This window comes from Streptomyces sp. NPDC004721, assembly GCF_053601495.1.
The window spans coordinates 23,942-42,619 of the sequence record NZ_JBSGBZ010000049.1 but is presented as its reverse complement, the minus strand read 5'-3'; the positions used below and the strand labels follow the sequence as shown (position 1 = coordinate 42,619).

Sequence of the window (18,678 nt, the reverse complement as noted above, 5' to 3'; positions counted from 1 at the left end):
AGCGCTACCGCCCTCGCGCGTTCCCGCCCAGGGCGCAGGAGTCGACCACATCGCCGCTCGCGGGCCTGCCGACGGTCCGGTCCGCGGGCGGTCGGACACCGCGCTCCACCCACGCCACCAGCGTGTCGAACGCCGACCGGTAGCAGGGCAGGATCGGCCGCAGCCGGTCGGGATGGGTGTCGTACAGTCCGTCGACGTGCGTGCCGCCCTGGATGGTGTAGTACCGGTGCAGCCCGCCCCGTCCGCTCGCGTCGACCATGCGCGCGTACACGTCCGAGTCCGCCGCACGGGGCAGCAGCGCGTCGAGATCGCCGTGCAGCGTGATCAGGGGTTTGCCGATCCGTCCGGTCAGGGCCACACGGGCCACGGCGCGGTGCACGGAGGCGGGACGGGCCGAGTAGTCGTACACCGCGTCCGAGGCGCAGGGCGCCAGGATCTGCTCCGGCGTGGTCCCGGCGGACGGTCCGGGACAGGCAGGGTCGTAGGCCGGGTCGAACGCGGCTCGGTAGGTCTTCTGCGTCACGCCCCAGTACGCCTGCCCGTGGTACGGCCACAGGAACTCCGAGCCCCGCGCGAAGCCCACCGCGTACAGGTCCGCGTCGCTGGCCGAGCCCAGGGTCCGGGCGACGGCCGTCGGAAGTGAGGTGAGCAGGTTCGGGCCGTCTGCCGTCCACAGCGCCCCTTCCCAGTCCACGCCGCCGTCGTACAGCTCCGGATGGTGCTCGAGCTGCCAGCGCGTGAGGTAGCCGCCGTTGGAGATGCCCGTCATGTACGTACGGCGTGGCGCGTGGCCGTAGCGCTGGGCGACCGCGCGCCTGGCCGCCCGCGTGAGCTGGGTGGTGCGTGCGTTCCACTCGGCGACCGCGTCGCCGGGACGGCTGCCGTCGCGGTAGAAGTCGGCTCCGCTGTTCCCCTTGTCGGTCGCGGCGTAGGCGAAGCCCTGCGCCAGCACCTGGTCCGAGATCGCCTTGTCCGTCGCGTACTGCTTGCGTGTGCCGGGCGCCCCGGTGACCACGAGGCCGCCGTTCCAGCGGTCCGGCAGCCTGATCACGAACTGGGCGTCGTGGTCCCAGCCGTGCGTGGTGTTGGAGTGGGAGGAGTCCGGGAAGTAGCCGTCGATCTGCGTCCCGGGCACCCCGGACGGTGTGCGCGTCGCCCGGGCCGTGAGCCCCGCCTGGTCGTTCGGATCGGTGTACGGGGTACCGGTCAGCCCGGTGGTGGTCAGATCGGGCAGACAGGCGGTCTGCTGGAAGGCCGCGCCCGGCACCCGCACACGCTCCTGGTGCGCACAATGCCAGCCGGTGCCGGTGCCGGTGCTGGAGGCGGCCGTGGCGGGAGCGGACGATGTGACGGCCGCCGCCATCAGGGCGGCGGCGACGAGCGGAAATCCTCGGGACAGACGCATGACGGCCTCCAGCGGCACGACGGGTCGGCGGGTACAGCGCGGGCGTATGGAGCACCCAGGGCTGCCCCATCGTGCGGACCGGTCGCCCCGTCATCCATGGGTTGGCACCACATGGAGCCGGAGCTCGTCATGGAGAGGCAAGACATGTGCCGGGAGGCTTCTCCCTCCGAGCACCGGACCTCAGAGGGGGCGTACCGCCAGCTTGTCGAGGGCTTCCAGCAGACCCGGAAGCTCCGGCCCCCGGCCGACGGGCAGGACTTCACCGGGCTCGTCGTCGAGGAGCACGAAGGCGATGTCGTCGGTGCGGGCCACCATCGACCAGCCGGGACCGTCGGCCCGCAGGGTGCGCGCGTCGCCCGGCGCGAAGGACGACCGGACCCGGCCCAGCGGCGGCGGCGCGTCCACGTACGCGCGTGCCTGCGCCAGAACCCTGCGGATGCCGCTGTGGCTCGGGGAAGCCTTGCCACCCGTCCCGTCCTGCGGTTCGCCGCTCTCGTCGGTCGACGCGCTCGACGGACCGTCATCGTTCCCGGCCTGGGCTCCGGCCCGGTCTGCGGGAGCGAGGAACTCCGCGTCGTCGATCTGCTCGCGCCACACCGCCCACTGCAGCGCGATCTCGTCGGCGCCCAGACGGCGCTGGGCCGGTCCCCAGACGCTGGTGTCGGGCGGGGACAGCGCGGGCCCGCCCGAAGACTCCGGGTCCGGGTCGTGCGGTGCGGGCACGCCCGGAGCCGCCACGGCGAGGGCCAGGGGCCAGCCCGGCAGGGCGGCGACGACGCTGCGCTCGTCGGGCGACAGGTCGTACTCCATGCCGCAGTCCCAGGACGCGATGGCCACGGCGACCAGCGACACGTCATCGACGACGACCGTCCACCGCGCCCCGTCGCCGTCCTGACCGAGCACCAGACCGTACCCGTCGGCGAGCGGTGCGAGGCCGAGCGCCGCGCAGGCCTCCGGGTAGTCGTCGCCCAGAACGCTCGGGAACTGTGCGGGCGTCAGCAGTACCGCCGTGAGCACATAGAGAGCGTCGTCCGCGGCGGCGACCTCCTCGTCCGTCTCGGCCATCTCAGCCTCCCCATCGGTTCGTCCAACGGCGCGCACCCTAGTGCCAGTGGAAGGCCGTTGTCACGACTCCCGTGCACAGCTGGACCTGCGGTTCTCCACTGTGGGGCCCGTACGGTCGGACAGGGGGTCAGTCCTCGCGTACGGCCAGCGCCAGGAAGCGGGCGTCCTCGTCGACGTAGGAGGTCATGCGCCATCCCGAACGGGAGAGCAGAGACCGGAGGTTGGGTTCGGCGCGCAGGTCGTCCGGCGTGATCTGCCGACCCTGGCGCGCGGCGAGCGCCGCACGGCCGATCGGATGGAACAGCGCCAGGGTGCCACCAGGACGTACGACGCGCCGCAACTCGCGCAGGTTCTCCGAGGGATGAGGCAGGTGCGCGATGAGGCCGGCGGCGAACACGGCGTCGAACGACCCTGACACGAGTGGCAGCGCGCCGACATCGGCGAGCAGCAGCAGCCCCTCTTGGTCCCGCCCGGCCCGTACGGCGGCTTCCAGCATGGCCCACGTGAGATCGGCGCCCACGACGATGCCCGGCGCCCCCACTGCGGCGCGCAGTGGGGGCAGGGCGCGCCCGGTGCCGCATCCCGCGTCGAGGACTCGGTCGCCCTCGCGCAGCCCGAGTTCGACGACCGCGGCCGCGTAGGCGGGGCCGTCGTCCGGGAACCGGCTGTCCCAATCGGCGGCGCGGGCGGTGAAGAACTCCTGGACGTGTGTGTGGTCGTCGCTCATGTTCCGCATGATCCCTCACCGGGTCCGACGGGCGCCCGGGAAGCGGATGCTCGTCCGGCGCGTGGAGTGTGCCGGGTGGATCGCCGGCGCACCACCCGGCTCCGCGACTCCGCGGGCCGAACGGAACCGGCCGCGTACGGACGGACGGGTGGGAGCCCACCGGTGGTGGATCAGTCCGCGACATCCTTCACCGCCAACACTTTGTCGATCCTGACCCGGACCAGGAGTTCGCCCGGTACGCCGTTGCGTGCTCCGAGCTCCTCGCCGCGCTCCTCGCCCATGTAACGGCCGCCGATGCGGGTGGCCCACTGCCGGAGCTCGTCGAGGTCCTCCGACAGCCGGGCGCGGCCCTGCAGCACCACGAACGTGAACGGCGGCCGTTCGTCGTCCACGCACAGGGCCACCCGGTCGTCTCGGGCCAGATTGCGCCCTTTCACGGTCTCCTTCCCGGTGTTGAACACCACGTCGTCGCCGTCGAGCAGGAACCAGATCGGCGCGACATGAGGGCTTCCGTCGGCCCGTACGGTCGACAGCTTTCCGGTGCGGGTGCCGTACGAGACGAACGCCCGCCATTCCTCGTCGGTCATCTTGTCTGCCATGCGCCCATCCTCCTTGCCGGGACAGCGGCGGTGGGGAAGGCTGGCGGCAGATCCTCCGGCCAGGGGGAAGAGATCACACGGGGAGACCGCATCATGGCGCAGAACCAGACACTGAGCTGGCTGCTCGACGATCTGACCCAACGCGTGGAACACGTACGCCACGCCTTAGTCCTGTCCACCGATGGGCTGGTGACGGGGACGAGCACGGGACTGCGACGCGAGGACGCGGAACATCTCGCGGCCGTCTCGTCCGGTCTGCACAGCCTGGCCAAGGGCTCGGGACGCCATTTCGGCGCGGGCGGGGTGCGCCAGACGATGGTCGAGTTCGACGACGCGGTGCTGTTCGTCACGGCCGCAGGCGCGGGCAGCTGCCTGTGCGTCCTCAGTGGAGCGGAGGCCGACATCGGGCAGATCGCCTACGAGATGACTCTTCTCGTCAACCGGGTCGGCGAGCACCTCGACGTGGACGCACGCCGGCCTGAAGGGACATCGTCGACAGACCTCTGACCTGCATCTTTCGTCATCCTTTGTGGAGTTATCCACAGGCTCGCGCTGTCGATTCCCGTCACCGGCTACCGTTTTTCGCAGGTGAGCGCAAACGGTGCGATCCCGACACTCCACGGGGGAGACGAGTATGTCCGGCAACACCGCCACACACGAGGTCACGCCAACCGCCCGGACGGCCGCCACCAGGGTCCGAGCGCCCTTCTCGCAGAGCCGGGCGACCCGCGAACTGGGGCTCAAACGCAGCGAGTTCGACCTGGCCGTGCACCTCGGCCACATCCGCACCCGTCCCGCTGAGGCGGGAGGCGGCCGGCATGTCGACCGCACCGAGGTCGAACGGCTGCGCGGGCAGGAGGGCTTCCCGGAGGCGCTGCGGCAGCGGGTGGCGACCGTGGGCACCAGGGAGGGCTCGGCGATCATGGAGGTGACCGCCGCCCGGTTCACCCGTCTTGCCAGACTGGGCCTCCTGGTTCCGGTCACGTTCCATCTCAACCGGTACCGGGCCGTGGTCTGGCGGTATCTGGCAGACGAGCTAAGGGAGTTCGCCGCCGACGCGAAGAACGCCTCGCTCCTGAACCGGCCCCTGCCGGAGACACTGCGGGGCCAACTGGACACCGGCCTGGACCTGCGCCCCCGCAACTGGCGCGGACGGCACCTCGGCTTCCTGCTGCGTCAGGCCGGGGACCCATGGGAGCGGGCGGGCGTCGTGGCCTCGCTGCTCGACCCGGTCCAGATCTCCGAGATCGTCACGGATCCCTACGAGCGCTCCCATCTGAGCCGTTTCCGGCCGCCGCCATCCGCCCATGGCGCACCCGGCTCGCCGGCCGCCCACCTCACCGAGCGGATCACGACGGCGCAGGACCCCGACGAGATCGACCTGCTCCGCGCGGACCTGGCACGGGTGGTGCGGGAGGCGCGAACCCACCGGCCCGCGCCCCGCCCGGCCTCGCGGCACCCCGACCCACACCCGGGCCCGGACCCTCACCGGCAGCCGGACTCACACCCGCACTCGGCACGGCACCGGCGTACGCCCGCGCCCAGGCGCTGCGATCGACCCCGGTCATCCGAGAACCCCCGGCCGTCCGAGAACCCCCGGCGGTCACGCGGCCTGGTGGGCAGGCTCTTCCGCAGAGCTACCTGAACCACACACACCAGTCCCGGACTGGACCGGACCGCCCGACTGACCACCGCGGAGAGCCCGACGGACCACCGCGGAGGGAGTGTCCGCCTACACCGCGCGGAACAGCCCTTCCTGGACGACCGACACGAGCAGGCGCCCCTGAAGGTCGTAGATGCGCCCGCGGGCCAGGCCGCGGCCGCCCGTCGCGATCGGAGACTCCTGGTCGTACAGAAACCACTCGTCCGCACGGAACGGCCGGTGGAACCACATGGCGTGGTCCAGCGACGCCATGTCGAATCCCCGCGGCCCCCACAGCGGCTCGACCGGGATGCGCACCGCGTCGAGCAAGGTCATGTCACTGGCGTAGGTCAGCGCGCAGGTGTGCATGAGCGGGTCGTCACCGAGCGGCCCCACCGCGCGCATCCACACGGCGCTGCGCGGTTCGGCTTCCTTGACGTCCTCGGCGGTCCAGCGCAGCCGGTCCACATACCGGATGTCGAACGGCTGGCGCCGTGCCATGCGCTCCAACTGCTCCGGCAGTGTGCCCAGATGCTCCCGGATCTCGTCCGCGACCGTCGGCAGGGACTCCGGCTCCGGGATCTCGCGAGCCGGCGGCAGCTGGTGCTCGAAGCTCCCTTGTTCAGGCTTGTGGAAGGAGGCGGTCAGATTGAAGATCGTCCGGCCCTGCTGCACTGCGGTGACCCGGCGGGTGGTGAAGGACCGCCCGTCCCGTACCCGCTCCACCTGGTACACGATCGGCACCCCCGGCCGGCCCGGGCGCAGGAAGTACGCGTGCAGTGAGTGGACCGGGCGCTCGCCGTCCGTGGTGCGTCCGGCGGCGACCAGCGCCTGGCCGGCCACCTGGCCGCCGAAGACCCTCTGGAGGGACTCCTGCGGACTGCGGCCGCGAAAGATGTTGACTTCTATCTGCTCCAGGTCGAGCAGGTCGACGAGCCTTTCGGCCGGGTTCGTCATGGGTGGGAGACTCCTGGGTTCAGAACGGGTCGACGCCGGCTCACAGCTGACCGACGTCGGTCACACGGACGACCGCGCGGCCCTCGGCGTCGGATGCGGTGAGATCGACTTCGGCGCTGATGCCCCAGTCGTGGTCACCTGCGGGGTCGTCGAAGATCTGCCGCACGCGCCACAGCCCGTTCTGCGGCTCCTCCTTGAGCACCAGCAGCTTGGGGCCGCGGGCGTCGGGACCGGTGCCGAGGTCGTCGTGCTCGTCCCAGTACTTGTCCATCGCCTCGCCCCAGGCATCGGCGTCCCACCCGGAATCGGCGTCCATCTCGCCCAGCTCCCCGACCTGGTCGAGGGCGGCGAGTTCGACGCGGCGGAACATGGCGTTGCGGACCAGGACGCGGAACGCGCGCGCGTTGGAGGTCACCGGCTTGACCTGGTCGGCCTTCTCCTGGGCCTCCTCGGCCGTCATCTCCGCCGGGTTGGCCAGTTGCTCCCACTCGTCCAGCAGACTGGAGTCGACCTGGCGCACCATCTCGCCGAGCCAGGCGATCAGGTCCTGAAGGTCCTCGGACTTCAGGTCGTCCGGGACGGTGTGCTCCAGGGCCTTGTACGCGCTGGCCAGGTAGCGCAGCACAATGCCCTCGGTGCGGGCCAGCTCGTAGTGGGACACCAACTCCGTGAACGACAGAGCTCGTTCGTACATGTCGCGGATCACGGACTTCGGCGACAGCGGATGGTCGCCCACCCAGGGGTGGCTCTTGCGGTAGGTGTTGTACGCGTGGAAGAGCAGTTCTTCCAGCGGCTTGGGGTACGTGACCTCCTGGAGTCGCTCCATGCGCTCCTCGTACTCGACGCCGTCCGCCTTCATCGCGGCCACGGCCTCGCCACGCGCCTTGTTCTGCTGGGCGGCGAGGATCTGCCGCGGGTCGTCCAGCGTGGACTCCACGACGGACACCATGTCCAGTGCGTAGGACGGCGACTCGGGGTCCAGCAGCTCGAACGCGGCCAGCGCGAAGGTGGACAGCGGCTGGTTGAGCGCGAAGTCCTGCTGGAGATCGACCGTGAGCCGGACGATGCGGCCTTCGGCGTCCGGCCGGTCGAGCTTCTCCACGATGCCGCCGTCCAGCAGCGAGCGGTAGATGGCGATCGCCCGCCGGATGTGCCTCAGCTGCTGCTTGCGCGGCTCGTGGTTGTCCTCCAGCAGGCGCCGCATCGCCTCGAAGGCATTGCCGGGCCGTGCGATCACCGACAGCAGCATCGTGTGCGTCACGCGGAAGCGGGAGGTCAGCGGCTCCGGCTCGGAGGCGATGAGCTTGTCGAAGGTGTTGTCCGTCCAGCCGACGAAGCCCTCAGGTGCCTTCTTGCGGACGACCTTGCGGCGCTTCTTCGGGTCGTCGCCCGCTTTGGCGAGGGCCTTCTCGTTCTCGATGACGTGCTCGGGGGCCTGCGCGGCGACGAAGCCCTCGGTGTCGAAGCCCGCGCGGCCGGCCCGGCCGGCGATCTGGTGGAACTCACGGGCGCGCAGCGTGCGTACGCGGCTGCCATCGTACTTGGTCAACGCGGTGAACAACACCGTACGGATCGGCACGTTGACGCCCACACCGAGCGTGTCCGTACCGCAGATCACCTTCAGCAGACCGGCCTGTGCCAGCTTCTCCACCAAGCGCCGGTACTTGGGCAGCATGCCGGCGTGGTGGACGCCGATGCCATGCCGGACGTAGCGGGAGAGGTTGCGGCCGAACCTGGTGGTGAAGCGGAAGTTGCCGATCAGCTCGGCGATCTGATCCTTCTCCTCCCGCGAGCACATGTTGATGCTCATCAGCGCCTGCGCCCGCTCCACGGCCTGGGCCTGGGTGAAGTGGACGATGTACACCGGCGCCTGGCGCGTCTGGAGCAGGTCGGTGAGCGTCTCGGTGAGCGGTGTGCGCCGGTACTCGTAGGACAGGGGAACCGGGCGGGTCGCCGAACGGACCACCGCGGTGGGGCGCCCGGTGCGACGGGTGAGGTCCTTCTCGAAGAAGGAGACGTCTCCGAGCGTGGCCGACATCAGGACGAACTGCGCCTGCGGAAGTTCCAGCAGCGGAATCTGCCAGGCCCAGCCCCGGTCGGGCTCCGCGTAGAAGTGGAACTCGTCCATCACCACCTGGCCGACGTCGGCGTCCTTGCCGTCGCGCAGCGCGATCGACGCGAGGACCTCCGCCGTGCAGCAGATGACGGGCGCGTCGGCGTTCACGGAGGCGTCGCCGGTGAGCATACCGACGTTCTCGGTGCCGAACATCTTGCACAGCTCGAAGAACTTCTCCGACACCAGCGCTTTGATCGGCGCCGTGTAGAAGGTGACCTCGTCCCTGGCCAGCGCGGCGAAGTGAGCGCCGGCGGCGATCATGCTCTTGCCGGACCCGGTGGGCGTCGACACGATCACGTTGGCTCCGGAGACCGCCTCGATCAGCGCCTCCTCCTGGTGGGGGTAGAGCGTGAGACCGCGCTCCTGCGCCCAGGATTCGAAGGCCTCGTACAGGGCGTCGGGGTCGGCGGTCGGCGGGAGCTGATCGATGAGGGTCACGCCCCCATCTTGCCTGGCGCCCCGGCCGAGACGGGAATCGGATGCCGGACCGAAGATCACGACCGCTACGCTGTGTCGCCGACAGGACATCGGCACACCGGGTCAACTGGACAGCGGCGTAAGAGGAATGGGGCGGGCAACGGCCATGATGGGACCAGCACACTCACTGTCGGGCGCGGCAGCCTGGCTCGGCGTCGGAGCCGCGGTCGCCGCGGCCGGGCACCCGATGCCCTGGCCGGTCCTGCTGGTCGGTGCGCTGATCTGCGCCGGGGCGGCGCTCGCCCCGGACCTGGACCACAAGGCCGCCACCATCTCGAGAGCCTTCGGACCGGTCTCGCACGCGCTGTGCGAGATCGTCGACAAGCTGTCCTACACCGTCTACAAGGCGACGCGGAAGCAGGGCGACCCGCGCCGTTCCGGCGGGCACCGGACGCTGACGCACACCTGGCTGTGGGCGGTGCTGATCGGGGCGGGCACCTCCGCGCTGGCGATCACCGGGGGCCGCTGGGCGGTGCTGGCCATTCTCTTCGTCCACATGGTGCTGGCCATCGAGGGCCTGCTGTGGCGGGCGGCCCGCGGCTCCAGCAGCGCGGTCCTGGTCTGGCTGCTGGCCGCGACCAGCGCCTGGATCCTGGCCGACGTCCTCGACCAGCCCGGCAACGGATCGGACTGGCTGTTCACCGCTCCGGGCCAGGAGTACCTGTGGCTGGGCCTGCCGATCGTGCTGGGCGCGCTGATGCACGACATCGGCGACGCGCTGACCGTTTCAGGCTGCCCCATCCTGTGGCCGATACCACTGGGCCGCAAGCGCTGGTACCCCATAGGACCGCCGAAGGCGATGCGGTTCCGGGCGGGCAGCTGGGTCGAGCTCAAGGTGCTGATGCCGGCGTTCATGGTGCTCGGCGGAGTGGGCTGCGCGGTCGCACTGAACTTCATCTGAGGGACGCGCTCGGCAGCGCTCACGCTCCACAGCACCCGGCCGCCCTGCCCGGAGCCCGGTCCCGCCCGAAACGCGGGCCCCGCCCGGCCCCCGGCCGGGCAGGCCGTTCCACCGCCGGTCGCCGGTCAGGCGGCCCCGTCGCCCCCAGGGCCCTGCCCGCCGCCGTAACGCCGCTCGAACCGGGCGACGCGGCCCTCCGAGTCCACCGTGCGGGCCTTGCCGGTGTAGAACGGGTGGCTCTCCGAGGAGATCTCCACGTCCACGACCGGGTAGGTCGCGCCGTCGTCCCACTCGATGGTCTGCTCACTGGTCGCGGTGGACCGGGTGAGGAAGGCATAACCGGCGGTGCGGTCCCGGAAGACGACGGGGTGGTAGTCGGGGTGCTTGTCCTGCTGCATGGGTGCTCCTCGTGCGGCGGGGGAGAGCGTGACGGCACGCGGGCGGCCGGGTCAGCCCTGCGGGGTTTCCTCGTCGACGACGTGCATCGCGGCCTCCTCGGCGGAGGCGGCCGCGCCGTCGATGCCCACGTCGGTGGCGACCAGGGCGCTCTCGTCGTCCTCGTGCGCTCCCTCGTCGGGGGCGACGAGACGGCCGGAGCGGACGTCGCCGACCTCGTTGTCCAGGAGTTCCCCGTCGGTGTCCTCGCAGTCGCCCATGTCGTCGCCGTCCCAGGCAGGCGGTTCGGGCAGCTCCTCGGCGAGGCGCTGGTCCAGGGTTTCGCCCTGCCGGCGCTCCGCGGCGGTCACGCCGGTGTGCTCCACGGCCCACGGCCGCTCCGGAGGCGACCAGCCACGGTCCAGGGGGTCATCGACACCGTCGTACAGCAGCGTGTCCTCCGGGTCGAGCACACCCGTGTCCTCCCTGACTTCGGAGTCGTCGGGCTGGTAGACGTCGTCTCCCCATCCGTCGGCGCTGTCCACGGGTACCTCCAGGTGGTGGGGACGGGCCCGTTCTCTGCGCGGCCGGTGTGCGGCCGCCGGTGCGCGGGGCGCAGCCGGCACCCGGCACGAACCGCACGGTTCCCGGGCGCTCCCCGAGCCGTTTCCGCTTTCCAGCCTTCCACCGCTGTTCGGCACCGCGCAACGGCACCGACCGCGAGGACCGGCCGATGCCCTGTCCACGGCCCGTCCCGTCCCGGGCCCGCCCCGGCCGCCGGGTCCGGTACCGCCCCGGTCACCGCGACGGAGCCCGTCCCGGCGACTGCGCCGGTCACTGTGCCCATCGCCGCCCGGGTTACCGCGCCGAAGCCGGTCCCCGAGATGCTGCCGGTCCCCGACGGCCGCGCTCGCCGCCACGTCGGCCACCGCTTCGGTCGCCGCGCTGGAGCCGGTTCTGCCGATCCCGCCGACTTCGTCGGTCCCGGCGACCGCGCACGACGTCGCACCCGTCCTCGCGCCGCCCGTCGCACCCGTCCTCGCGGCACCCCCGAACCCGTCACCCCGGACCACAGAGCCCGCCGCAGGCTAAACGGCCGGACGGCTCGCGTTCCGAGGCAGGGGCCGGCTGCCGCGCCCCTGGGCGCGGCGGGATCATGCCGTCACCCGTGCCAGGACCGCCACAGCGCCGCGTAGGCGCCGTTCGCCGTGACGAGATCGTCGTGGCTGCCCAGCTCGCTGATGCGGCCGTTCTCGACCACCGCGATGACATCGGCGTCGTGGGCCGTGTGGAGCCGGTGGGCGATGGCGACGACCGTGCGGCCGTCCAGGACGCGGGCCAGGGACCGCTCCAGATGCCGGGCCGCACGCGGGTCGAGCAGCGAGGTCGCCTCGTCCAGGACCAGCGTGTGCGGATCGGCCAGGACCAGCCGGGCCAGGGCGATCTGCTGGGCCTGGGCCGGGGTGAGGGCCAGACCGCCGGAGCCGACCTCGGTGTCCAGACCGTCGTCGAGGGCACGAGCCCAGCCGTCCGCGTCGACCGCGCCCAGTGCCGCCCACAGCTCCGCGTCGACGGCGTCCGTGCGGGCGAGCAGCAGGTTGTCGCGCAGGGAGCCCACGAAGACGTGGTGCTCCTGGTTGACGAGGGCGACATGGGAGCGGACGCGTTCGGCGGGCATCCGGGACAGTTCGGCGCCGCCGAGCGCGATCCGGCCGTCCCGGGGCGCGTAGATCCCGGCGAGCAGCCGGCCCAGCGTGGACTTTCCGGCGCCGGACGGGCCGACCAGGGCCAGTCGCGTGCCCGGGGCGACCGTCAGGGAGACCTCGCGCAGGACGTCGACGCCCTCCAGGTAGCCGAAGTGCACCCGGTCCGCGTCCACGTCCCGGCCGGTGGGGGCCAGCGAGTCGTCCCCGGCGTCCGGCTCGATGTCGCGCACCCCGACGAGCCGGGCCAGCGACACCTGTGCCACCTGCAACTCGTCGTACCAGCGCAGGATCAGCCCCACCGGGTCGACCAGCATCTGCGCGATGAGGGCACCCGTCGTCAGCTGGCCGACCCCGATCCAGCCCCGCAGGACGAACACGCCACCGACCATGAGCACCGAGGCGAGCACGGTGACGTGGGTGATGTTGACGACCGGGAAGAGCACCGACCGCAGCCAGAGTGTGTAGCGTTCCCACGCGGTCCATTGCGTGATCCGGAGTTCCGACAGGGCGACGCGGCGTTCGCCGAGACGGTGTGCCTCGACGGTGCGCCCGGCGTCGACGGTCTCGGTGAGCGCGGCGGTCACGGCGGCGTAGCCCGCGGCCTCGGAGCGGTAGGCGGACGGCGCGCGCCGGAAGTACCAGCGGCAGCCGAGCACCAGCAGCGGCACGGCCAGCAGCACGGCCGCGGCGAGCGGCGGCGCGGTCAGGACCAGACCGCCGAGCAGCAGCGCCACCCACACGACCCCGATCGCCAGCTGCGGCACGGCCTCGCGCATCGCGTTGGCGAGCCGGTCGATGTCGGTGGTGATACGGGAGAGCAGGTCGCCGGTGCCCGCCCGCTCCAGCACACCCGGCGGCAGGCCCACCGACCGGACGAGGAAGTCCTCGCGCAGGTCGGCCAGCATCCGTTCGCCGAGCATCGCCCCGCGCAGCCGCACCTCCCGTACGAATACCGCCTGGACGAGCAACGCGAGGACGAACAGTGCGGCGGTGAGGGGCAGATGCAGCTCCCGGGTGCCGTCCGCCACCCGTTCGACCAGGTCGCCGAGCAGCCAGGGACCGGCCATGGAGGCCAGCACGGCGACGGTGTTGACGGTGATGAGCAGGACGAAGGCGCGCCGGTGCCGGCGCAGCAGTTCGCTCACGTAGGAGCGTACGGTCGCGGCGGAACCGACCGGCAGGGTGTCGGCCGTGGTCGGGGCCGCCGGGTCGTAGGCAGGGGGCGCCACGCCGATCATGCCGTCTCCTCCATCTCTTCGAGGGCCCCGTCCAGGGCCCCGTCCAGGTCCTCTCCCAGGTCCTCTTTCAGGGCTTCTTCCGTGGCGTCCCGCGGGGTGGCCTCGTCGTCGAACGGCGCGTCGTGCCGCGGGCGGTCCGGTGCGGCCCGCAGCCTGCCGCCGCCGTCGAGCAGGTCGTGCGCGGCGCGCTCCTCGTCGGTCTCCCGGGTGACCACCGCGCGGTACCGGGGCTCGGTGTGCACCAGGTCCCGGTGCACACCGACTGCGGCGACCGCGCCCTCGTGGACCAGCACCACCCGGTCGGCGCGGTCCAGGAGGAGGGGCGAGGAGGTGAAGACCACCGTGGTGCGTCCGGCCCGCAGATCGCGCAGGCCCTGCGCGATCCGCGCCTCGGTGTGCGAGTCGACGGCGGAGGTCGGTTCGTCCAGGACGAGCACCTCGGGGTCGGTGATCAGCGACCGGGCCAGAGCCAGACGCTGGCGCTGGCCACCGGAGAGCGACCGGCCGCGCTCGGTGATCCGGACGTCCATCGGGTCCTCGGCGGACGGCGACGATTGCGCGAGCGCGTCCAGGACGTCGTCGCACTGGGCGGCGGTGAGCGCCTCCCGGGCGGCGACCTCCCCCGAGGCGGGCACGTCGAGCAGTGCGCGCAGCGATCCGGACAGCAGTACCGGGTCCTTGTCCTGGACCAGGACGGCCGTGCGCGCGGAGCCGAGCGGCAACTCGTCCAGCGGTACGCCCCCGAGCAGCGCCGAGGTGCCCGGCTCGGTGGGGTGGCCGCCGAGCCGTTCCGCCAGCCGGCCCGCGGCGTCCGGGTCGCCGCAGACCACGGCGGTGAGCCGACCGGCCGGTGCGCGAAGGCCGGTCGCCGGGTCGTGCAGTTCACCTGACGGCACGACGGGTGCCCGTGTCCCGGTCCCGTCGGTGGACCGTTCCAGGGACAGCACCCGGGCGGCCCGGGCGGCCGACGGACGGGAGAAGGAGTACGCCATGGCGATCTCGACGAAGTGCCGCAGCGGGTAGGTGAGGACCATGACGGAGCTGTAGACGGTGACGAGTTCGCCCACGCTGATGCGGCCCGCGCGGGCCAGGTGCACGCCGTACCAGACGACCCCGATCAGCAGCAGGCCCGGCAGCAGGACCTGGATCGCGGCGATCAGGGACCACATGCGGGCACTGCGGACGGCCGCGTGCCGCACCTCCTGGGAGGCACGCCGGTAGCGGTCGAGGAACAGTTCCTCCCCGCCGATGCCGCGCAGCACCCGCAGTCCGGCGACGGTGTCCGAGGCCAGTTCGGTGGCGCGGCCCGCCTTCTCGCGCTGCACGTCGGCGCGCCGGGTCGCGCGGGGCAGCAGCGGCAGCACCGCGAGAGCCAGCGCCGGCAGACCCACGGCGACGACCACGCCCAGCGCGGGCTGGTAGACGAGCAGGGCGACACAGACCAGCACGATGGTGAGGGCCGCCGCGGTGAACCGGGACACGGCCTCCACGAACCAGCCGATTTTCTCGACATCACCGGTGGACACGGCGACCACCTCGCCGGCGGCCACCCGCCGGGTCAGCGCTGAGCCCAGCGCCGCGGCCTTGCGGGCGAGCAGTTGCTGGACGCGGGCGGCGGCGGTGATCCAGTTGGTGACCGCGGCGCGGTGCAGGTAGGTGTCGCCGAGCGCGTTGCCGGCACAAGCCACCGTCAGCAGCCCGCCGGCGAAGGCCAGCCGCGCACCCGAGCGGTCGACGACCGCCTGGATGGCGAGGCCCACGCAGAACGGCAGGGCGGAGACGGAGGCGAAGTGCAGCAGTCCCCACGCCAGTGCCTTCATCTGCCCGCCCAGCTGGTTCCGCCCCAGCCACCACAGGAGTCGGGGACCCGAGCGTGCGTCAGGCACGCCCGGATCGGGATACGGAAGGTCTTGAATCTGCATGACGTCCCAGTGGCTCGTGTCAGGGGCGGAAGGCTGCCGCCGGGGCGGCGGGCGAGCCGTGACAGCCTGTCGGCGCAAAGTGGTCGAAAGCAAGCGGTTTTCCGTACAGGGGAACGGGATTGGCCGTTTCGCTCCCGGCCCGTCGGATACAAAGGTCCGGCGCGTTCCGCCCCGCGTGCCAGGGGCCTCTGACCAGGAGTCGAACAGTGGAATGCCCCAATGAGAAGGAGATAAGGCTATTTGGGCCAATCTCGACTAGATCACGTCGTTTCTCCTGGCCAAGATGAGGACATGCAGACTCGCGGTGCAAGGCGTGCGATGGTCGCTGCGGCGACCTGTGGGTTCCTTCTGGCGGCGCTGGCCGGGTGCGGCGGAACGCCCAGCGAGGTCCGCCATTACGGCGACATACCCAGGCCGGGCGGGCCGACGGGGACCGCTCCGCCCAGCCCGCCCGTGCTGCCGTCCCGGGTTCCGGGGATCGGGGACCGCATGTGGCAGCAGATCCCCAGCGGCACTCGGCAGATCGTGGCGGTCTTCGGCGACCACAAGACCTCCCCCGACTCCACGCTCGTTCTCTACGAGAAGTACGGCACCAAGTGGGAGCCGCAAGGGAGTTGGCCGGCCCACAACGGCAAGCGCGGCTGGGTGGTCGACCACTGGGAGAACGACGAGCGGAGCCCGGTGGGGGTGTTCACGCTCTCCGACGCCGGCGGCGTCCTCGACGACCCCGGCACCCGGCTCCCGTACACCCAGGACGAGAACGCCTTCATCTCCCCGTTCTACTGGGATGAGGCGCACTGGCACGACTTCGACTACGTCATCGCCATCGACTACAACCGCCTGCGTGGCACCCGTCCGGACGATCCGACCCGTCCGCTGGGTCAGAGCAAGGGCGGCGGTATTTGGCTGCACCTGGACCACGGTGACGGCACGCTGGGCTGCGTGAGTGTTCCGGAGTCCGCGATGGAGCACCTGCTCCGCAGGCTCGATCCGAAGAGCAAGCCCGTCATCGTCATGGGGGACAAGGCCCACCTGCGGCGGTAGCCACCGCATCGGCTGTGTGGCCGGCGAAAGAGCGCCGTGTGGTGCGCCGAGCCGCCCCGCACTTTCCCCGCTCCTGTCGTCAACGCGCCGTGCTCGGACCGGCGTTGACGCGTCGAAGTGCGGTTCAGCAGCCGCGCCCCTGAGTGGGCACCGTGCCCACCAGCGTATCCAGCAGTCCGCCGAGCGTCTCGCGCTGCTCACCCGTCAGGGGCGCCAGGATCTCCTCCGCGGCGGCCCGCCGGGCGCGGCGCAGCTCCCCCAGGGCCTTGCGCCCGTCGTCGGTGAGCTCGATGCGGATGACCCTGCGATTGGCGGGATCGGGGGCCCGACGCACCTTGCCGCTCGCTTCGAGGCCGTCCACGAGGGTGGTCACCGCGCGGGGCACGACCTCCAGGGACTCGGCGAGATCCGCCATGCGGGGCGGCTCGCCGAAGTGTGCCAGGGTGCGCAGCAGCCGGGACTGGGCCGGCGTGATACCCAGGGCGTGCTGTTCGAGGTGCCGCTTCTGGATGCGGTGCACCCGGCGGGTGAGCCGCAGCAGTTGCTCGGCGAGAAGACCGTCGGGGTCGGGGGTGGTCATGCCGGAACAATACCAGGACCTCGCTCATTGTGAGTATAGGTAACAGTGAGCTAAGATCGGGTGGTCGACGTCGGCCGCACCTGCGGGCCGGCACCCACCCACCCCCGTAGGAGCCCATGCATCCCGACCATCAACCCCTCTGGACCCCACCCGCCGACGCCGGGGAGCAGCCGCGGCAGGTCCGCCGGATCCTGCGCCTCTTCCGCCCCTATCGGGGCCGTCTCGCGATCGTCGGGCTGCTGGTGGGGGCCGCCTCGCTGGTCTCCGTCGCCACGCCGTTCCTGCTGAAGGAGACCCTCGACGTCGCGATCCCGCAGGGCCGCACAGGCCTGTTGAGCCTGCTCGCCCTCGGCATGATCCTCAGCGCCGTCCTCACGAGCGTCTTCGGCGTGCTGCAGACATTGATCTCCACGACCGTCGGCCAGCGGGTCATGCACGACCTGCGCACCGCCGTCTATGGGCGGCTGCAGCGCATGTCCCTGGCCTTCTTCACCCGGACCCGCACCGGCGAGGTGCAGTCCCGCATCGCCAACGACATCGGCGGCATGCAGGCCACCGTCACCTCCACCGCCACCTCGCTCGTCTCCAACGTCACCAGCGTGGTCGCCACGATCGTCGCGATGGTCGCCCTCGACTGGCGGCTCACCGTCGTCTCGCTGCTGCTGCTCCCGGTGTTCGTGTGGATCAGCCGCCGCGTCGGCAACGAGCGCAAGAAGATCACCACCCAGCGGCAGAAGCAGATGGCCGCGATCGCCGCCACGGTCACCGAATCCCTCTCCGTCAGCGGCATCCTGCTCGGCCGCACGATGGGCCGCTCGGCCTCGCTGACCGAGTCCTTCAGTGCGGAGTCGGAAGGCCTGGTCGACCTCGAGGTGAGGTCGAACATGGCCGGGCGCTGGCGCATGGCCGTCATCACGATCGTCATGGCCGCCCTGCCCGCGGTCATCTACTGGACCGCGGGCGTCGCCCTCCAGTTCGGCGGACCCCAGGTCTCCATCGGCACGATCGTCGCCTTCGTCTCGCTCCAGCAGGGACTGTTCCGGCCGACCGTCAGCCTGCTGTCCACCGGTGTGCAGATCCAGACCTCGCTCGCGCTGTTCCAGCGCATCTTCGAGTACCTGGACCTGCCGATCGACATCACCGAGCGCGAGCGCCCGATCCACCTCGACCGCGTCAAGGGCGAGGTCCGCTTCGAGGACGTCGACTTCCGCTACGACGACAAGAGCGGCCCGATCCTGGAGGGCATCGACGTCACCGTGCCCGCCGGCAGCAGCCTCGCGATCGTCGGCCCGACCGGCGCCGGCAAGTCCACCCTCGGCTACCTGGTGCCCCGGCTCTACGACGTCACGGGCGGCCGCGTCACCATCGACGGCGTCGACGTGCGCGACCTCGACTTCGACACCCTCGCCCGCGCGGTCGGCGTCGTCTCCCAGGAGACGTACCTCTTTCACGCCTCGGTCGCCGAGAACCTCCGCTTCGCCAAGCCGGACGCCACCGACGAGGAACTGCGGGCGGCGGCGAAGGCGGCGCAGATCCACGACCACATCGCGGCCCTGCCCGACGGCTACGACACGGTCGTCGGCGAGCGCGGCCACCGGTTCTCCGGCGGTGAGAAGCAGCGCCTGGCGATCGCCCGGACCATCCTGCGCGACCCGCCGGTACTCATCCTCGACGAGGCCACCAGTGCCCTGGACACCCGTACGGAGGCCGCCGTGCAGGAGGCCATCGACGCCCTGTCCGCCAACCGGACGACCCTGACCATCGCGCACCGCCTGTCCACCGTGCGCGGGGCCGACCAGATCGTGGTCCTCGACTCCGGGCGACCGGCCGAACGCGGTACGCACCAGGCGCTGCTGGAACTCGACGGACGCTACGCGGCCCTGGTCCGCCGGGACGCGCAACTGGAACCGACAAGCTGACGATA

The 18,678-nt window shown here is 71.5% G+C and carries 16 protein-coding genes; 5 read left to right on the top strand and 11 right to left on the bottom strand.

Annotated features, from left to right (window positions below; genetic code table 11):
• Nucleotides 1-4 precede the first annotated feature (4 nt).
• From ACWEK3_RS32515 to ACWEK3_RS32500, 4 genes are all read right to left on the bottom strand, one after another.
• Complete coding sequence (locus ACWEK3_RS32515) at nt 5-1,405, bottom strand: tannase/feruloyl esterase family alpha/beta hydrolase (RefSeq protein ID WP_453251267.1); 1,401 nt, start codon at nt 1,403-1,405, stop codon at nt 5-7.
• 180 nt (nt 1,406-1,585) lie between these two features.
• Entirely contained in the window at nt 1,586-2,470 is an 885-nt protein-coding gene (locus ACWEK3_RS32510; RefSeq protein ID WP_450542879.1) for a hypothetical protein, read from the bottom strand.
• A 127-nt stretch (nt 2,471-2,597) separates the two neighbouring features.
• Nucleotides 2,598-3,197 carry a class I SAM-dependent methyltransferase gene (locus ACWEK3_RS32505; protein WP_450542878.1) on the bottom strand — a complete coding sequence of 200 codons (600 nt, stop codon included), beginning with the start codon at nt 3,195-3,197 and terminating at the stop codon, nt 2,598-2,600.
• A 170-nt stretch (nt 3,198-3,367) separates the two neighbouring features.
• Nucleotides 3,368-3,796 carry a PPOX class F420-dependent oxidoreductase gene (locus tag ACWEK3_RS32500; protein ID WP_453251266.1) on the bottom strand — a complete coding sequence of 143 codons (429 nt, stop codon included), beginning with the start codon at nt 3,794-3,796 and terminating at the stop codon, nt 3,368-3,370.
• 93 nt (nt 3,797-3,889) lie between these two features.
• Between ACWEK3_RS32500 and ACWEK3_RS32495 the strand changes: the two genes are divergently transcribed.
• A complete protein-coding gene (locus ACWEK3_RS32495) occupies nt 3,890-4,303 on the top strand; it encodes a roadblock/LC7 domain-containing protein (RefSeq protein WP_361420142.1) in 414 nt (137 codons plus the stop codon).
• A 127-nt stretch (nt 4,304-4,430) separates the two neighbouring features.
• Nucleotides 4,431-5,441, top strand: a complete 1,011-nt coding sequence (locus ACWEK3_RS32490; protein WP_450542876.1) for a DUF6397 family protein — start codon at nt 4,431-4,433, stop codon at nt 5,439-5,441.
• Nucleotides 5,442-5,528: 87 nt separating this feature from the next.
• Here the strand turns inward: ACWEK3_RS32490 and ACWEK3_RS32485 are convergent, their stop codons facing one another.
• Together ACWEK3_RS32485 and ACWEK3_RS32480 are read right to left on the bottom strand one after the other, a co-directional pair.
• Complete coding sequence (locus ACWEK3_RS32485) at nt 5,529-6,395, bottom strand: acyl-CoA thioesterase (protein WP_453251265.1); 867 nt, start codon at nt 6,393-6,395, stop codon at nt 5,529-5,531.
• 40 nt (nt 6,396-6,435) lie between these two features.
• On the bottom strand, nt 6,436-8,949 hold the full coding sequence (locus tag ACWEK3_RS32480) for a DEAD/DEAH box helicase (protein WP_376408281.1): 2,514 nt from the start codon (nt 8,947-8,949) through the stop codon (nt 6,436-6,438).
• Nucleotides 8,950-9,094: 145 nt separating this feature from the next.
• Here ACWEK3_RS32480 and ACWEK3_RS32475 point away from each other — a divergent pair, with 145 nt between their 5' ends.
• Nucleotides 9,095-9,889, top strand: a complete 795-nt coding sequence (locus ACWEK3_RS32475; RefSeq protein ID WP_390727153.1) for a metal-dependent hydrolase — start codon at nt 9,095-9,097, stop codon at nt 9,887-9,889.
• A 125-nt stretch (nt 9,890-10,014) separates the two neighbouring features.
• Here ACWEK3_RS32475 and ACWEK3_RS32470 read toward each other — a convergent pair whose 3' ends face one another.
• The 4 genes from ACWEK3_RS32470 to ACWEK3_RS32455 all read right to left on the bottom strand — a co-directional run bounded on the left by ACWEK3_RS32470 (nt 10,015) and on the right by ACWEK3_RS32455 (nt 15,130).
• The gene (locus ACWEK3_RS32470) at nt 10,015-10,287 is read right to left on the bottom strand and encodes a type B 50S ribosomal protein L31 (RefSeq protein ID WP_450542874.1); all 273 of its coding nucleotides are present in this window, start codon (nt 10,285-10,287) and stop codon (nt 10,015-10,017) included.
• 51 nt (nt 10,288-10,338) lie between these two features.
• On the bottom strand, nt 10,339-10,809 hold the full coding sequence (locus ACWEK3_RS32465) for a DUF5709 domain-containing protein (RefSeq protein WP_361419150.1): 471 nt from the start codon (nt 10,807-10,809) through the stop codon (nt 10,339-10,341).
• Nucleotides 10,810-11,426: 617 nt separating this feature from the next.
• Nucleotides 11,427-13,208, bottom strand: a complete 1,782-nt coding sequence (locus ACWEK3_RS32460; protein ID WP_453251264.1) for an ABC transporter ATP-binding protein — start codon at nt 13,206-13,208, stop codon at nt 11,427-11,429.
• Nucleotides 13,205-15,130: an ABC transporter ATP-binding protein gene (locus ACWEK3_RS32455; protein WP_453251263.1), complete on the bottom strand. Its 1,926-nt coding sequence runs from the start codon at nt 15,128-15,130 to the stop codon at nt 13,205-13,207. Before ACWEK3_RS32455 ends, ACWEK3_RS32460 begins: the two co-directional genes overlap by 4 nt.
• A gap of 291 nt (nt 15,131-15,421) precedes the next feature.
• Between ACWEK3_RS32455 and ACWEK3_RS32450 the strand changes: the two genes are divergently transcribed.
• On the top strand, nt 15,422-16,174 hold the full coding sequence (locus tag ACWEK3_RS32450; protein ID WP_453251262.1) for a L,D-transpeptidase family protein: 753 nt from the start codon (nt 15,422-15,424) through the stop codon (nt 16,172-16,174).
• A gap of 124 nt (nt 16,175-16,298) precedes the next feature.
• On the opposite strand, the gene ACWEK3_RS32445 is transcribed toward ACWEK3_RS32450, so the two are convergent.
• Nucleotides 16,299-16,754: a MarR family winged helix-turn-helix transcriptional regulator gene (locus ACWEK3_RS32445; protein ID WP_450542867.1), complete on the bottom strand. Its 456-nt coding sequence runs from the start codon at nt 16,752-16,754 to the stop codon at nt 16,299-16,301.
• 116 nt (nt 16,755-16,870) lie between these two features.
• On the opposite strand from ACWEK3_RS32445, the gene ACWEK3_RS32440 reads away from it, so the two are divergent.
• Nucleotides 16,871-18,673 (top strand): ABC transporter ATP-binding protein, encoded by a 1,803-nt coding sequence (locus tag ACWEK3_RS32440; protein ID WP_453251261.1) that lies wholly within the window; start codon nt 16,871-16,873, stop codon nt 18,671-18,673.
• The last annotated feature ends 5 nt before the right edge of the window (nt 18,674-18,678 follow it).

Bases quoted from the DNA above. Each gene is read 5' to 3' on its own strand.
- ACWEK3_RS32515 (WP_453251267.1), bottom strand. From the start codon at position 1,405: ATGCGTCTGTCCCGAGGATTTCCGCTCGTCGCCGCCGCCCTGATGGCG.
- ACWEK3_RS32510 (WP_450542879.1), bottom strand. From the start codon at position 2,470: ATGGCCGAGACGGACGAGGAGGTCGCCGCCGCGGACGACGCTCTCTAT.
- ACWEK3_RS32505 (WP_450542878.1), bottom strand. From the start codon at position 3,197: ATGAGCGACGACCACACACACGTCCAGGAGTTCTTCACCGCCCGCGCC.
- ACWEK3_RS32500 (WP_453251266.1), bottom strand. From the start codon at position 3,796: ATGGCAGACAAGATGACCGACGAGGAATGGCGGGCGTTCGTCTCGTAC.
- ACWEK3_RS32495 (WP_361420142.1), top strand. From the start codon at position 3,890: ATGGCGCAGAACCAGACACTGAGCTGGCTGCTCGACGATCTGACCCAA.
- ACWEK3_RS32490 (WP_450542876.1), top strand. From the start codon at position 4,431: ATGTCCGGCAACACCGCCACACACGAGGTCACGCCAACCGCCCGGACG.
- ACWEK3_RS32485 (WP_453251265.1), bottom strand. From the start codon at position 6,395: ATGACGAACCCGGCCGAAAGGCTCGTCGACCTGCTCGACCTGGAGCAG.
- ACWEK3_RS32475 (WP_390727153.1), top strand. From the start codon at position 9,095: ATGATGGGACCAGCACACTCACTGTCGGGCGCGGCAGCCTGGCTCGGC.
- ACWEK3_RS32470 (WP_450542874.1), bottom strand. From the start codon at position 10,287: ATGCAGCAGGACAAGCACCCCGACTACCACCCCGTCGTCTTCCGGGAC.
- ACWEK3_RS32460 (WP_453251264.1), bottom strand. From the start codon at position 13,208: ATGATCGGCGTGGCGCCCCCTGCCTACGACCCGGCGGCCCCGACCACG.
- ACWEK3_RS32455 (WP_453251263.1), bottom strand. From the start codon at position 15,130: ATGCAGATTCAAGACCTTCCGTATCCCGATCCGGGCGTGCCTGACGCA.
- ACWEK3_RS32450 (WP_453251262.1), top strand. From the start codon at position 15,422: ATGCAGACTCGCGGTGCAAGGCGTGCGATGGTCGCTGCGGCGACCTGT.
- ACWEK3_RS32445 (WP_450542867.1), bottom strand. From the start codon at position 16,754: ATGACCACCCCCGACCCCGACGGTCTTCTCGCCGAGCAACTGCTGCGG.
- ACWEK3_RS32440 (WP_453251261.1), top strand. From the start codon at position 16,871: ATGCATCCCGACCATCAACCCCTCTGGACCCCACCCGCCGACGCCGGG.